Raw genomic sequence first — 14,804 nt, 5'->3', positions numbered from 1 at the left:
GTCGTGAGGCGTTTGAAAGCGTTACTTCACGAGCCAATCCGCGAGGTCATATTCGGCATCGTTTCGATGAATCACGCGCACAGGCCAGTTGTCGCCACGCGTCAGGCAACGAACGCCCGAAGCGGTCAGCAACACCGTCTCTTCGCTTTTCGCGCCGCGCAACCCCGGATTCCATGCGAAGGCTTGATCGCTGGAAATCGCACCATCGGTCGAAGGTGTGACGATCGCTTCGCGGCACGCATAACCCGTCGGACCACCTTGGTGATGCGCGCGCCACGCATCGGCGTGACCGGCTCGCGCGTAGGCATTTTTCATATCGATGAAAAACTGCGTGTACAACTTCCCGGCGCGTGTCGCTTCAAGGAAGTCTGCATGAATCTCAATCGCGGATTCACGCGCACGATCAAGCGTCTCCGGCACGGTGCCGAAATGCACCATGCGCGTGAGGCTAACGTTCAAGCCGTGGCGTTCCGCGCCGAGCACGACCATCACGCGGCGGCGTACGGCGTTGGCAAGCGGCAGAGGATGCCGGTATTTATCGATACGATCATCCGCCGCAATCAGCACGCACACCGGGCGAATTCCTTGCGCAATGCACGCGGCGAAAACTTCGGCCTCGATTCGCCGTTCTGTCCATCCCGGTTCAACTCGCGAACAAATATCCTCCACGATGTTCGTAGCATCGCGTCCCAACTCCGCGTAACGCTGTTGCTCGGCGGACGTCAGCACCGAGCGCAACATGACGAGTTTCGGAATCATATCTTGCGCGTATGGACGTGGCGTATCGCTGCCAATGCGCTTGTCCCGCAACAGCGCCGCGAGTTGCGCTTCGCCGTTCTCGTACCAGGGATGAGTCACGTAACGGCATTCGAACGGCATCACCTCTTCATCGATAAAACGCGGCATCTCGTTGTCCGGCGCAAGCAACACAGGCAACGCATCTACGTCTCGCATCACGAGCAATTGCGCGACGGCGGACTCGGAGCGCTCGACCACGTGGAAGCTGGCGCCATCGGTCAGCCATGCGAGGGTATCGCGGCGATTCAGCAAAACCGCGTCGAGATTCCAGTCATCGAGCGCGCTTCTCAGCGTCTGCAGTTTCGTCATGCCGCGTCTCGCACGAGAGGAAGACGCTCTGTCGCGCGGACCGTGTTCATCATCAAGTCGGCAGCGCGATCCGCGACGGCCATCACGGCTGCGTTCGTGTTGCCGCTGACGATGGTTGGCATCATCGATGCGTCGATCACGCGCAATCCTTCTACGCCACGCACTTTCAGATCCGATGAAAGCACCGCAAGGGGATCGTCGTCGCGGCCCATGCGACACGTCCCGACCGGGTGATAGCCCGTCTTGACGGTGCGCTTGCAATGGGCGGCGATGGCTTCTTCGCTGGTTATATCGGGGCCTGGAAAGATCTCGCGCTCGACCATATCGGCAAGCGGTTGGCTTGCGAGAATCTCGCGCGCGAACCGGAAACCTGACATGGATACGCGCAGATCGTCCGGATGATTGAAGATGCCGGTATCGACCACGGGCGCCGCCGCCGGATCATTCGATGCCAGCCGCACCGACCCGCGCGCACGCGGCCGCAGCAACAGCGCGTTGATGGTGACGCCGTGCCCGGGCGCGGTTCCCATCACATCGCGATCGAGATAGATGGTCGGCACGCAGAACATCTGGATGGTCGGCTCGTCGTTGTTGCCGGCGGGATCGAAGAACGCACACGTTTCGACTCCGGTAGTCGATGCCGGCCCCGACCTGAACATCAGATATTGCAGACCTGCCTTGATCATCGGCCAGCCGCGATCCTGACCGTAATAACCGAACGCGCCTTTGGTCGTCGCGACAACCGGAACTTCGTAGTGATCCTGAAGGTTCTTTCCCACACCTTCCAGTGCGACCTGAACCGCGATGTCATGCCGCTCGAGTTCATCGCGCGGACCAATGCCCGAAAGCATCAGCAACTTGGGTGTCTGATACGCGCCCGCCGCGAGCACGACTTCACGGTCGGCGCGCGCCGTCTGCGTGTGATTCCGATGTACGTATTCCACGCCCGTCGCCCGGCCGCCTTCCAGCAAAACCCGCGTCACGCGCGCGTTCGTCAGGATGGTCAGGCGCGGATCGTTCATCACGGGACGCAGGAATGCGTCGATGGCGCTGCAACGCTGGCGCGTACGCCAGTCGATGGTGTGCTGCATGAATCCCACGCCGAATTGCCTGGCGCCGTTGAAGTCGGGCGTGTACGGAACGCCGAGGCCTTGCATGGTCTTGACGTAGGCGCGGCTGAGCGGGCTCGTATGGCCGAGGTGGGAAATCTTCAGCGGCCCGCCCACGCCATGAAACGGACCCGCGAGGTGATCGTTGTCTTCCTGCGTGATGAAATGCGGCAGCATCGCGGCATACGACCAGTCGATAGAACTCTTCCCCGGCGCGCGCGTCGCGGCGTCCCATCGGTCGTAATCGGCGGCCTGGCCGCGCATGTACACCATTGCGTTGACCACGCTGCCGCCGCCCAGCACTTTCGCTTGCGGCACGATCGGCGCGCGTCCGTCGAGTTGCGGTTGCGCCTTGGTGCCGTGCATCGTGAGATATGTGTCTCGCGCGAGGAACTTCATGTAGCCCGCCGGCACGCCGAGCAAGCGGCTGGATTCGCGCGGCCCCGCCTCAATCATCAGCACGCGCGCGCCGCCCTCTTGCACGAGCCGCGCGGCCGCCACGCAAGCGGAACTTCCCGCGCCCACGATGATGTAGTCGTAATGCTGCATTGAATGTCCTGTGTTTTTGTATCGATGATTCAACGTGAAGCGTTCGCGCTCAAGCCGCGTTCGTGCGTTCCAACGCATCGCGCCGGCTCGATGCGCCGCGCAATTCGCCCGGATCTTCTGGCGATACCAGGAAGAACCACGAGACCAGCGCGCTGATCACGTACAGCACGGCATACGTCCACACCACGCCGTCCATGCCGACCGCACTGTTGAGCACCCTGTAAAGCACCGGCCCGATAAACGTCGATACCCCCGCGCTCAGGCAATAGATAGCCATGGCATTGCCTTTGTCCTCGCGTCCCGCAAGCGATGACATCAGCGCCGCCGCTGGCACATAACCGCACAGCGTGATGCCGTAGAGGCACGCACAGACCACGGCGATCGCGAAATTGTGGCCGGTGTATTGCGGCACGAAATACATGAGCAGCATGCTGATGGCCGAGCCGATACCCCCGAAGAACGTCAGCACGCGCCGCCAGCCGATCCGGTCGCTGATCCGTCCGACGATCGGATTGAAGCTCATGCCGACGAGGCCCATGATGGTGATAAGCAAAAGATATTGCTGCTGCGTGAAGCCGATTTTTTCGGTGAAGAAGAACGGCAGAAAGGTGAAGAAGCCGAAGTACGGCGCCGTATTGATAGTGCGCACAAGCGCTGCGGCAGCAATGCGCGGACGCCGCCAGAGAATGTCGATACCGCCGAGCAGAATGCGTCCGGTGCTTTTGCCGCTGTGCGCTTCATCGAGAAACGGCGCGCGTCCGCGCGGTTCGCGGATTGCAAACGCCGCAATCAACACGCCGCACGCAACGAGTCCGAGCGAAAGCCAGAAGGTCGGATACTCGCCAATCATGCCTATCGATACAACCGCGACGAGCGACCCGAGCGTCGGCAGGCCGCCGGTGAACGCGAGCCAGAACCAGCCGGTCGCGGCGCCCTTGAGGTCACTCGGCGCGGCCGCCTGGATCCAGACAAGGAACGCGTACGCGAACATCGGATACGCGATACCGCGCAAGCCATACGTGAGCGCGATCAGCAGGAAGCTTTTCGATGGCAGCGCGAACGCGAGAAACAGCACTTCGAAGATCACCCAGATCGCGCCGCCCGCAAGCATGACTTTGCGCGGCCCGAGCAGCGTGGAAAGCGAACCCGCGAGCCAGGAGCCGAGCGTCACGGTCACTCCGTAGAACGCAATGATGGTCGCCGCCGAATCGATGCTGAAGCCATTGCGCGTGAAGTACGGCGCAAGGTAATTGGACTCGACGCCATCGCCGATCATGAAGATCAGCACCGCGATATAACCCCAGAAAAGCGCGGCGGGAATGCCCCAGCGCTCGACGCCCGTGCGCCTTTGCAGCGTGCTCGCGGTCTCCATCATGGCCTTGTCTCCTTCGTCATATCGATGAATGCCGGCTGAATGCCGGTCGGTTCGACCATGATAATTCAACAAATCATAAAGTCATATTATGACTTTATGATCGTTTACCATGATCCGATGGAGACGCGCGCGATGCCGTGGGAGCGGGTTGCATCGTTTAAAATTGGTTATGTGGCGCGGCTTCGAAACCCCTTCGAGGACCACCGCCGCAAGCATTTTTCTCAAGACTTTCACCATGACGGCAACGCCCATCACGATCAAACGCTCGACCCTCAGCGAACGCGTGGGCGCCGAGATGATCCAGCTGATCATCGACGGCGTGTATCCGCCGGGCTCGGCATTGCCCACCGAACCGCATCTGGAAAAGCAGTTCGGCGTAAGCCGCGTGACGATTCGCGACGCCATCAAGCTACTGGTAAGCCGTCGCCTGATCGCGGTGAAGCATGGCTCGGGCATGACCGTGCTGCCTGAATCGCGATGGCATTATCTGGATCCAATGGTGCTGTTCGCGCACGTCACGTCGCCGCGTGGTCAGCACATGCTGGAAGAAGTTCTAGAGGTGCAGCGCTGCGCGGAAGAGGAACTCGCGGCGCTTGCCGCGACTCGCCGGACCGCGGAGCAGCTTGAGCGGATGAAAACGCTTGTCGCGCAAATGGGCGAGGTGCTCGATCAGCACGGCCCCTATACGGAACTCGATGTTGAGTTTCACGACGTCATTGGCGAAGCGGCGAACAATCGCCTCTTGCGAACCATGCTCGATCCGGTTCGTGAAGTGATTCGCGACGGATATGTGCTGACCGAGGAACTGCCCGGCGCGCCGGAGCGTTCCTGGAAAGGGCATCAGAAGATTTTGCGCGCCATTGAGAAGCAGGACGCCAAAGCGGCGCGCGCTGCGATGCATGAACATCTGGAAGTGTTTCGCCAGCATTTGGGGGTATCGCTGGATACGGCGTACTAGATTTTTTCCCGCACAACTCAATAAGCGGCGGAACGATCGTACACGCGCTTGCTCGCGCACTCTTCGCACCAGCGCCGGGCCACGTGATCCGGCAGCGCTTGCCAGCTATGTCCAAACGCGCATTCCCATTCCAGCGGCGTGCTGGCATCCACAAAACTCGCCGATACCAACTTGCCGCCACGCTCAGCCGCGAGCGCCCTCAGCCGCTCGGTGCGCTGTTCGCGTCGCTGCGATGCGCAGTTCATGCAGCGCACGTTCTGCGCCGCGCTCAAGGTGCTGTCCCACGCATGGCCGCGCTCGCATTGCCAGCCTTCAATAGAATCGGACGCCGCCGCCCGTTGCGTCCGGTAACTCGCCGCGAGCGCCATCAGCGCCTCGCGCTCGAGCGCGTGTTTTGATTTTTCAGTGTGCATGGGATCAACCTGAACTCTTGCAATTCTCAATGCGCGCCGCCGCCGAGCGCCTCGGATCGCGATGTAGTCGACACGATTCCGTCCGGACCAAAATGAGCGTTGAACATGGCATCGCGCGTCACGCCGCCCTCCTCCCAATGCCAGCTCCACACGCGCTCTTTCTTGAGCGGATATTCAGCAATGGTGGTTGGCTTGCCGAGAATCCGGCGCACTTCGTCCTGCGTCATGCCAGGCCGGATCTTCGCAATGTTCTGCGCCGTCAGCACCTGCGTGACGGATACGAACTTGCCGCTTGCATCGATATCGACGAAATAAGTATTGGTGCCCGCCGGCCCGCGCGGATATTCCAGACGCTTGGAACCATCGGTGAAATTACGCGTGGTTTCGGGTTCGCCCATCTGGTCGCGGATCTGCGCCTCGGTGGTCACGCCGGGCGTCAGGTCTTTCAGCAACAGCGTGTCCGGCTTGACGGCGTTGAACAGCGACTTCAACTTGTTCATGGCGTCCTCGCTTTGATGCTCGTTGCAACCTGTGAGCAGCACGGCGGCCGCGCACGTCGCGGCAAGCATGAGTCTTTTCATATCCGCCGACCTCCCAACGCGCGCCGCGCGATCATCCCGCCTTTTTCAGCGATGGCACCGGATCGACCGCTTGCCCCGACTTGCGCAGCTCGAAGTGCAGCAACGGCTTGTTGGTCGGACCCGTCCCCATTTCGGCGATCGGCGTGCCCTGGCGCACCGTATCGCCTTCCTTGACTAGCAGCTTGCTGTTGTGCGCGTACGCCGTCAGGTAATCGCTGCTGTGCTTGACGATGATCATGTTGCCGTACGCGCGCAGGCCATTGCCCGCATAGACCACGCGGCCAGCGGCAGCGGCTTTCACCGGCTCGCCGACTTTCCCGCCGATATCGATACCCTTGCTGCCGCTTTCGCCGAACTTGGTGATCACGCTGCCTTCCGCCGGCCACGCAAGCCATGCGCCCTTGGCGTTGACGGTGGGCGTGCTGGTATCGGCTGCTTCTGCTTTCGCCGTCGCCGCGCTGCTAGCCGACGCAGCCGGTGCCGCCGCCGTCGATGCGCCGCCAATGATCGGCGGCCCCGACTTCGATGCATTGGCCGCCGCGGCCGATTTGCTCCAGTCGTCGGTGCCCGCAGGCGTGCTGCCCGGCGGCGCCACGCGCAGCAACTGGTCGATATTCACCTGCTTGCTTTCCGGCAGGTTATTCCACTTGATCAGGTCGGCGGGTTTCTGCTTTTGCGCGCGCGCGATGCCATAAAGCGTATCGCCCGGTTTCACACGATAAAACCCTGGCCCCGCATCCGGCTGAGCCGGCGGTGCAACGGCCGCCCCGGCGACAGGCGTGGTTGTCGGAATGGACGTGGGCGCGGCCACGCCGCCCGTGGACCGGTCGACAATAGGCGCGGGCGTGATAGCCGACGAACAGCCGGCAACCAGCACCACCACGCCAATGGAAACGAGCGCCCCGACCACGCTCCCCCGGCCGCCTGCGGCCACTCTAGAATTACCTGAACGCAATACCGCCATGCTTGCCGTTTCCCTGACTACTGTTATGGATATATCCGGGCTGCGCTTGAGCGCCTAGAACCGCATGCCGGCGCCGCATCCGCCGAAAGCCCCGCCGTTCGTTGCGCTGCCACCGCAGCCAAAAATCCCGCAACCCGCGAGCAGCGCCGAAACACCCAGCACCACCACCGCCAGCCTGAGACGGCGCCAATTGCCACTGCGCGCCAATCCCGTTGTATGACTCGTTCGTTCCAACATTTGCAACCTGCCTCGCCAACCTTCGCCAGCATAAAACATTTAACGTTCGTTCACGAAACACCTGGATTGTTCATCTCGATATTCGATACATCGATCTGACAATTCGGCATTCTAACCTTTTACGTTTTTGCGGCGAAAGAGCGCAACGCGGGCATTACGGGCAGACGTGACGCATGGAAAACGCGTCACGACATTTATGGTTTGGCTCTACGCTTCATCATTTTCCAGAGCGCGCCAAGTGCAATTGGAACGATCGCGGCGCACACGCCGACAATCGCGATCACATTCAGATATTGGCGAATGAACGGAATATTGCCGAAGAAGTAGCCGAGCAGCACCAGCAGCAAAACCCAGATCAGCGCGCCGAGAATGTTGAAAAACTGAAAGCGCGAATGATTCATGGCCGACGCTCCCGCCACGAACGGCGCAAACGTCCGCACGATCGGAACGAAGCGCGCGAGCACGATAGTCTTGCCGCCATGACGTTCGTAAAAGCTGTGCGTCTTGCGCAGCGCTTCGCGATCGAGGAAGCGTTCGAGGACGGGTATGTTGGTATCGAAGACCTTGGGGCCGATTGCGCGTCCGATCCAGTAATTGACCGTATTCCCGAGAGCGGCCGCGACCAGCAGCAGGACGATCAGCGCAACGAGATCCATGGAGCCGCTTGCCGCAAATGCGCCGCCGATAAACAACAGCGAGTCGCCGGGCAAAAATGGAAATACCACGAGCCCGGTTTCACAGAACACGATCAGGAAGAGAATTGCGTAAACCCAGGCGCCGTAATGCTGGATAAACACGCCGAGCGACTTGTCGATGTGAAGGATAAGACTCAGGAATGACAGCAGCGTATCCAAATGGGGCCTCGATCAAGATGGATTTGGCGATGGCAACGTGCACGCGGGGTGGCATCGTTGCGTGAAAAACAGTCGCGCCATGATACCGAACTCGTTGCCGGAAAATTCACGAACGGCGCGTTTGGTTACGGGTTTGGCGTGAATCGGCGCGCTTTTTTGCGTTCCGGCCAAATCACGGCGCGAGGCTATATGGAGACTGGCTGGCCCTGAAATCGTTCACGGGCGTGAGGCTTTATAATTTGGGCATGACCGATCTCATCGATTCATCCGACGCGGTATCTGCGTCCGCACCGCCGTCCGCACCCGCCGCCACGCGCTTTCAGCGCGCGATCCAGCCTCTGCCCGACCAGCTGATCAGCCAGATCGCGGCCGGCGAAGTGGTCGAGCGCCCCGCGTCCGTGGTGAAGGAATTGCTCGAAAACGCACTCGATGCCGGCGCGACGAGCCTGCGGATCACGCTCGACGAAGGCGGCGTGAAGCGGATCGTGATCGTGGACGATGGCTGCGGCATTCCGCCCGGCGAACTTCCGCTCGCGTTGTTGCGCCACGCGACCAGCAAGATCCGCTCGCTGGCCGAGCTTGAAGCCGTGGCTTCGCTCGGATTTCGCGGCGAGGCGATTGCATCGATAGCATCGGTGTCCGAGTTGTTCATCACCAGCCGCACGGCTTCGTGCGCGCACGCCACGCGCATCGATGCCCAGACCGGCGCGATCTCGCCGGCAGCCGGGACTATCGGTACGACCATGGAAGTGCGCGAGCTGTACTTCAACACGCCCGCGCGCCGCAAGTTTCTCAAAAGCGAACAGACCGAACTCGGGCATTGCCTGGAAGTCATCCGGCGCGTGGCGCTGGCGCGGCCGGACGTGGCTATATCCGTGATTCATAACGGCAAGGCCGTCGAGCACTGGAACGCGTCCGATCCGGCCACGCGCGTCGCCAAGATTCTCGGCGAGGTGTTCGCAACAGCACATTTGCCCCTCGATGAACGCGCCGGACCGCTCGCCGTGTATGGCTGCGCGGGTTTGCCTACCGCGAGCCGCGGCCGCGCCGACCAGCAATATTTCTTCGTCAACGGTCGCTTCGTGCGCGACAAGCTGCTCACGCATGCCGTGCGCGCCGCCTATGAAGATGTGCTGCACGGGAACCGGTACCCGGCGTATGTGCTGTTTCTGGATTTGCCGCCCGAGTCCGTGGATGTGAACGTGCATCCGTCGAAGATCGAAGTGCGTTTTCGCGATTCACGTTCTATTCACCAATACGTGTTTCATGCCGTGCAGCGGGCGTTGGCGCGCAACGCGGGGGCGTCGCCGGAAACGACAGCGGGCGGCCATGCCGCGCAGTTGCAGCCGACCGGCGTTGCGTCGTTCAGTGCGCGGCCTTTTGCTGGATCGAGTGAAGCTCAGGCAGCGTCGAGAGCGGAAAACGGCACGAACTGGTTGCGGCAATCGCGGATGACGCAGGGGAATTTGCCCGTCGCGCAGCCGTTGGCGCTTTACGATGCGTTGTTCGGGCGCAGGGATATCGGCGCGGGGACGGCTGACGGGACGACTTCGCTGGCGTCGTCCGAACGATATTCGCCCGCTGAGCCAAGGCCGCCCGCGTATGCGGAAATGCCCGGCGCGCCGAATATGGCTTCGGATGAACAGCCGCTCGGCTTCGCGCTTGGGCAGATTCACGGCATCTATGTGTTGGCGCAGAACGCGCAGGGCTTGATCATCGTGGATATGCATGCGGCCCACGAGCGCATTCTTTATGAGCAGTTCAAGAACTCGCTCGCCGATCGCGCCATCGCCGTTCAGCCGCTGCTAATCCCGGTGACGATGACCGTCGATGCCGTCGAGATGGGCGTTGTGGAAGAAGAACGCGAAGTGCTCGATGCGCTCGGCTTCGATCTAGCGATTTTGTCGCCGGGATCGATTGCGATTCGCGCCGTTCCCGCCTTGCTTAAAGATGCCGATTTGCAGTCGCTGGCGCGTGCTGTTATCGCCGATTTGCAGGCGTATGGTGGCTCGCGCGTTCTCACCGAACGTCAGCACGAGTTGCTCGGCACGCTGGCTTGCCATCACGCGGTGCGCGCGAATCGTCGCCTGACGCTCGATGAAATGAACGGCCTGCTGCGTCAAATGGAAGCCACCGAGCGCGGCGATCAATGCAATCACGGCCGTCCGACGTGGTTTCAATTGACGCTTGGCGATCTCGATCGACTTTTCATGCGCGGACAATGAGCGCGCAACGCGATGTTCGGCAAGTAGCGTGTTTGCTGGGGCCGACGGCATCGGGGAAAACCGCTGCGGCGCTCGCGTTCGCGCAGCGTTTTCCTGTCGAGATTATCAGCGTGGATTCGGCGCTGGTTTATCGCGGGATGGATATTGGGACTGCAAAGCCGACTGAGGAAGAACGCGCGATTGCGCCGCATCATTTGATCGATATTATCGATCCGACCGAGGCTTATTCCGCCGCGCAGTTTCGGAACGATGCTTTGAAATTGGTGGCCGAGATTGAAGCGCGTGGGCGGATTCCGTTATTGGTCGGCGGAACGATGCTGTATTACATGGCATTGACGCGCGGGTTGAATGAATTGCCTGAAGCGAATCCGGAAATGCGTGCGGCGCTCGATGAAGAAGCCGCGCGCGATGGATGGCCCGCTTTGCATGCGCGATTGGCGGTGGTTGATCCGGAGACAGCGGCAAGGTTGGCGCCGAATGACTCGCAGCGGATTCAGCGCGCGATGGAAGTTTTTATGCTGAGCGGCAGGGCTTTATCGGCGATATTGAAAGACCCGAAGAAGAGCCAGGAGGGCGAACCGGAGTTCGTGCCGATTGCGCTGGAACCATCGGATAGAAGCGTGCTGCATAAGCGGATTGAAAAGCGGTTTGATTCGATGCTCGAGGGTGGGTTTATCGATGAGGTGAAAAGGCTTCGAGCGAGGGGCGATTTGAGCCCGACGATGCCTTCGATGCGATGCGTGGGGTATCGGCAGGTTTGGGAGTTTTTGGATGGGGTGGTTGATTATCCGACCATGCGGGATAAGGGGGTTTTTGCGACCCGGCAACTTTGTAAAAGGCAGTTGACTTGGTTGCGGGGGATTGAGGGGCGGCACGTTGTGGATTGTGCGCGGGAGGATGCGATGGAGATGGCGGTGGGGGAGATTGAGCGGGTAGTTCGGTTCTAACTCTTTAACCGGGTCCGATACCGCGTTACCAAAGCCGTTTGACGCGTCGATTTGGCGCATATCGACCGCGAAGGATCGGTCGCCTTCGTCCTCTTTCGGACCGATACACGTCGGATCCGCGCAGCAAGCGGCCACTCACTTGCCAGGATAAAAGTTGCCGTTCGCCGTTACCGACCGCACTCGTGTCGTCAGTCGTGGTACGCCTCAGCACGGGATGGTGTCCGACGCACGCACTACTCGGTTCATTCATAATAAGCCAACTCGTCGGCAACACGTCGAGCAAAAGCACCGATTTCCTCGCCCTAACATGCAAGACAAAATGACCCGCCCCAAGAGACTACATGCATCTGATCTCGGTTCGCGTAACTGGGACTTGCCGAACGGCTTTGAATTTCTCAAAGGCTTCCGTTTCCATTCTATCGTTGAATACGCGGTAGCTGACCGCCTTCAACGCCGAATCGAAGTGCTCCCCACCACGTTGAGGCGCACGATCGAGCGGGCATCGAAAGTCGACCAATTGGAGCAGAAGTACGCGATGTTGGAACGGGAGTTAATCCAGCAAGGAAAGAAACATAAGAAAATACTAAAGAGACACAACAAAGAGCTAAAAGACGCTCACGCTGCCGCCATGGCATTTGTAGGCGCCGAAAAGCTGCAACTGGAGGCGGAGGTAGCACAGCTAAAATCGGCTCATCGTGAGCTAGCGGAGCTCTGTCAGCAACTGGAAAAAAACAATGCGCAACTGCTCGCCAACAAAATCCACCCGATGCAAGAACAGCCTGAGCAACGTAGCCAAAAAACTTTCTTTAACGTAGTCGATGAAGGCGCCAAGTTTCAAGGCCTGCCAATCTCTGGCGGGTTGCCGAGCCTCGGCAAACATTCACGATAGATCAACGACACGTGGTGTCGCACACACGGCTGGTCGCAATTATCGCAAACCGGCCAGACGCGTGCCGATCTTCTCCGTCAGGAGAAGATCAAGTCAGCATGCCTCAGTAAGTGAGCACGTGAGCGTCGTCAATCAAACCTTTGGGGAGATCATCAATACCCTCGCTACTGAAATGGGCAACAATTGAATCCCCGAACTGCGTCTGAATTGTCGGCGGCACATCGTTGTCGACAACAATAATTTGAGCCGAAACTCCTTTCTTTTCGGCGCGATCTGCTGACGAAAACATATAACTGTACATGTTGAGGTACTTGTTAGGATCGGATACCTCTTCTCGTCGGTCTTCAGTCGTATTTGTTTCAACATATTGCTTTTGCGTTTTTCCCAAATATTTTCCGACGGTATCGACCATTAAGAAGGTCGGTAGATTACAGGATGAATCTATTGCCGTCTCCAATAAGCTTAGGTAGAAACCGATAGAAAGGATCGTTCGAAGGCCTCCGGAAGTTATATCGCTATAGTCTCGTGACCGGAGTACCGGAAGAAGGCTCCGCTTACTGATAGACACGTCTCGCTGATCCTTAATCCTAACTCTATGCAAATATGCACTCAAAAAATCACCAATCTTCGACAAAACGCCTTCCAGAGACGGCGCCGCTGCTCTCAATGTCTCAAGTTTTTCCTGCATTCCCGCGATACGTTCGTCGAGAGTAACAATTTCCGCAAGAATGCCCTTTTGTTGATTCCGCACTTTGATCGCTTGGTGGAGTTGCTTTCGGCTTTCGCCAAGCTTGGCCAATTCCGCTGACAACCCATCACGCTCTGATAGATATGGCGTAATCATTTCCTTCGTTTCGTCATCGAGAAGTCGGCGTGCCCGATCCCGGTCTTCATTCAGCAGTTTCAACTCCGACGTCAGCATGACTTGCTTGTCTTGCTCACGCTGGATAAGATCCTTCAGGTCGCGTACCCGTTTGACAAGCACATTTGCTTCTTGGGCGGCACGATCGCCCCCGTCAATCGAAAACTCCGCCTTAATGTTTTCTAAGTTGACAGTGCTATCGCATAGTGGGCACGAAAATGAATCGGATTGCTCGCCTATTACCGACTTCGAAGTTCGTATCGATTTCAGTTTTTCAATGTCAGTTTGATAATCGTTTCTCAGCCGTACATAGCGATCAACCGCACGTTCGGATGCGGCGCCATCTTTCTCCATTAATGAGATCCTCGCCGAGATCTCAAGGAGAGTTTCTTTTAAAAACGAATAGCTTTCGCTACCAGCAATCATTGCTGCGTTTATCGTGTTCAATTGCTGTCTCAGAGACTCTTCCTGAAGTGCGACTACATCGTGGGCGTCAGCGAGCTCCGATTCCGACTTAAACTCGGTTTCCCTTAAAAAATCAGAGACTACATCGTACTTTTCTTTTTGGCTGTCTCTTCGTTTAACAAGACTTGATAGGTCCCCCTGAGCGTCGGAAACGTTGGTATCCAAAAGGTTAAATAAATATTTGAATGTCTGTTTGTTTTTGGTCGCAACGACATAGTTATTTCCGCCTAATAATGCTTTGCTTCCCACGTCATCTTGTTTGAGATAGCAATATTTAAAAACATCGCGGAAGCTAAGGCGAACCATCGCGGAGTCCACCTTTGACGGAGATTGACGCATCTTAATATTTGGAATATTAAGCGCAGTCATCATGAAGTCTGAAAAGAAGCCGTCCCCGGACTCTGGCAAGCCAAAATTTGGGGTTAATTTTTTGGGGAAAGTCAGCTCAATGGAATTCAGCTCGCCAGTATAGACCTCGATCGGTTCATTTGGCTTAAAGATGTCGCGCTTGATAACGTAGGGTAGACTATTTAATCTGACCTCCATCATAATGAACCGGACCGATAGTTCGATCTCTCTGTCGTACACAAATTTCGATGACCCTAGCAAGTAGTTAATGCATTCAAGCACACTTGACTTTCCGGTTGTTGAATCACCGTAGACGATATTTACCCCTTGAGTAAATCGAATAACGTAGTTCTTCCGTTTCCCGACCAGGACAAGTTGTTCAATAAGAAGGCTAGGCTTATTTTTTTCCACTCACGTCACCTTCTAAAAATATCATTAATAATGTTGTTTAGAGACGACGTAGATTGCGTCTTTGCGGGCTCGAGCGCGCGCAGAAAACGGCGCACCTTATCAAAGTGGTTCCCGACCAACGCATTCGATGCTTGCTCGCCCTTCTCGGTCAGAGAATAAACAAACCCGTCTGCTTTCCGATAACTTGCCGCTATCAAGTTCAAAGATGCTAGATGCCTGAGCAAACCTTTCATCCAATGATGGTCGAACAAAGAATCAACATTGACAGACAAACTGGTGACGGACAGAACGTCTTCCGTCGTTAAGTCGATTTGCGTCGATCCTAACCGCGTTAGAAGCTGCCCCAAGATTATTGGATTTTTAATAAGATACATAAAGATCAACAATCGCTCATTGTTCAGCAATGCTTTCCCTTGTTGACTTTTGCCAAGCATACTTATCGATAGAAGTAAAATTCCAACGTTTAAAAATCTACTGCTATCTGGAACTACGTAGGGCAGAGGTCGCATG

14 protein-coding genes are annotated in these 14,804 nt (G+C 57.8%); 4 read left to right on the top strand and 10 right to left on the bottom strand.

Features of this window, described 5'->3' with window-relative positions; translation table 11 throughout:
* Positions 1-21: 21 nt before the first annotated feature.
* From ASG35_RS07415 to ASG35_RS07405, 3 genes are read right to left on the bottom strand one after another with little or no spacing between them, the layout of a single operon-like run.
* A complete protein-coding gene (locus tag ASG35_RS07415; protein ID WP_056354929.1) occupies positions 22-1,107 on the bottom strand; it encodes a M24 family metallopeptidase in 1,086 nt (361 codons plus the stop codon).
* Complete coding sequence (locus ASG35_RS07410) at positions 1,104-2,765, bottom strand: GMC family oxidoreductase (RefSeq protein ID WP_056355322.1); 1,662 nt, start codon at positions 2,763-2,765, stop codon at positions 1,104-1,106. Before ASG35_RS07410 ends, ASG35_RS07415 begins: the two co-directional genes overlap by 4 nt.
* A gap of 49 nt (positions 2,766-2,814) precedes the next feature.
* Positions 2,815-4,140: an MFS transporter gene (locus ASG35_RS07405; protein WP_056354926.1), complete on the bottom strand. Its 1,326-nt coding sequence runs from the start codon at positions 4,138-4,140 to the stop codon at positions 2,815-2,817.
* A 235-nt stretch (positions 4,141-4,375) separates the two neighbouring features.
* Here ASG35_RS07405 and ASG35_RS07400 point away from each other — a divergent pair, with 235 nt between their 5' ends.
* The gene (locus ASG35_RS07400; RefSeq protein ID WP_162244389.1) at positions 4,376-5,098 is read left to right on the top strand and encodes a FadR/GntR family transcriptional regulator; all 723 of its coding nucleotides are present in this window, start codon (positions 4,376-4,378) and stop codon (positions 5,096-5,098) included.
* 17 nt (positions 5,099-5,115) lie between these two features.
* On the opposite strand, the gene ASG35_RS07395 is transcribed toward ASG35_RS07400, so the two are convergent.
* The 5 genes from ASG35_RS07395 to ASG35_RS07375 all read right to left on the bottom strand — a co-directional run bounded on the left by ASG35_RS07395 (position 5,116) and on the right by ASG35_RS07375 (position 8,147).
* Positions 5,116-5,511 (bottom strand): hypothetical protein, encoded by a 396-nt coding sequence (locus ASG35_RS07395; protein WP_056354920.1) that lies wholly within the window; start codon positions 5,509-5,511, stop codon positions 5,116-5,118.
* 26 nt (positions 5,512-5,537) lie between these two features.
* Positions 5,538-6,092: an outer membrane protein assembly factor BamE domain-containing protein gene (bamE, locus tag ASG35_RS07390; RefSeq protein WP_056354918.1), complete on the bottom strand. Its 555-nt coding sequence runs from the start codon at positions 6,090-6,092 to the stop codon at positions 5,538-5,540.
* A gap of 31 nt (positions 6,093-6,123) precedes the next feature.
* Positions 6,124-7,026 (bottom strand): peptidoglycan DD-metalloendopeptidase family protein, encoded by a 903-nt coding sequence (locus ASG35_RS07385; protein ID WP_235527480.1) that lies wholly within the window; start codon positions 7,024-7,026, stop codon positions 6,124-6,126.
* A gap of 84 nt (positions 7,027-7,110) precedes the next feature.
* Positions 7,111-7,293 carry a hypothetical protein gene (locus ASG35_RS07380; RefSeq protein ID WP_056355319.1) on the bottom strand — a complete coding sequence of 61 codons (183 nt, stop codon included), beginning with the start codon at positions 7,291-7,293 and terminating at the stop codon, positions 7,111-7,113.
* 194 nt (positions 7,294-7,487) lie between these two features.
* Entirely contained in the window at positions 7,488-8,147 is a 660-nt protein-coding gene (locus tag ASG35_RS07375; protein WP_056354911.1) for a VTT domain-containing protein, read from the bottom strand.
* Between the two features lie 245 nt (positions 8,148-8,392).
* Here ASG35_RS07375 and mutL point away from each other — a divergent pair, with 245 nt between their 5' ends.
* From mutL to ASG35_RS07360, 3 genes are all read left to right on the top strand, one after another.
* Positions 8,393-10,372 (top strand): DNA mismatch repair endonuclease MutL, encoded by a 1,980-nt coding sequence (gene mutL / locus ASG35_RS07370; protein ID WP_056354908.1) that lies wholly within the window; start codon positions 8,393-8,395, stop codon positions 10,370-10,372.
* Positions 10,369-11,319 carry a tRNA (adenosine(37)-N6)-dimethylallyltransferase MiaA gene (miaA, locus tag ASG35_RS07365; protein ID WP_056354906.1) on the top strand — a complete coding sequence of 317 codons (951 nt, stop codon included), beginning with the start codon at positions 10,369-10,371 and terminating at the stop codon, positions 11,317-11,319. The genes mutL and miaA overlap by 4 nt, the downstream gene beginning before the upstream one ends.
* Positions 11,320-11,638: 319 nt before the next feature.
* Complete coding sequence (locus ASG35_RS07360) at positions 11,639-12,208, top strand: hypothetical protein (protein ID WP_156393037.1); 570 nt, start codon at positions 11,639-11,641, stop codon at positions 12,206-12,208.
* A gap of 103 nt (positions 12,209-12,311) precedes the next feature.
* On the opposite strand, the gene ASG35_RS07355 is transcribed toward ASG35_RS07360, so the two are convergent.
* Positions 12,312-14,294, bottom strand: coding sequence for a hypothetical protein (locus tag ASG35_RS07355; protein ID WP_056354899.1), 1,983 nt, complete (start codon positions 14,292-14,294; stop codon positions 12,312-12,314).
* Positions 14,295-14,299: 5 nt separating this feature from the next.
* Positions 14,300-14,803 carry an ABC-three component system middle component 4 gene (locus tag ASG35_RS07350; RefSeq protein WP_156393035.1) on the bottom strand — a complete coding sequence of 168 codons (504 nt, stop codon included), beginning with the start codon at positions 14,801-14,803 and terminating at the stop codon, positions 14,300-14,302.
* Between the last annotated feature and the right edge of the window lies 1 nt (position 14,804).

Source organism: Burkholderia sp. Leaf177 (genome assembly GCF_001424345.1).
In the GTDB taxonomy this organism is placed as follows: domain Bacteria; phylum Pseudomonadota; class Gammaproteobacteria; order Burkholderiales; family Burkholderiaceae; genus Caballeronia.
The sequence above is the reverse complement of the archived record's forward strand: the minus strand, read 5'-3'. Positions and strand labels throughout refer to the sequence as shown.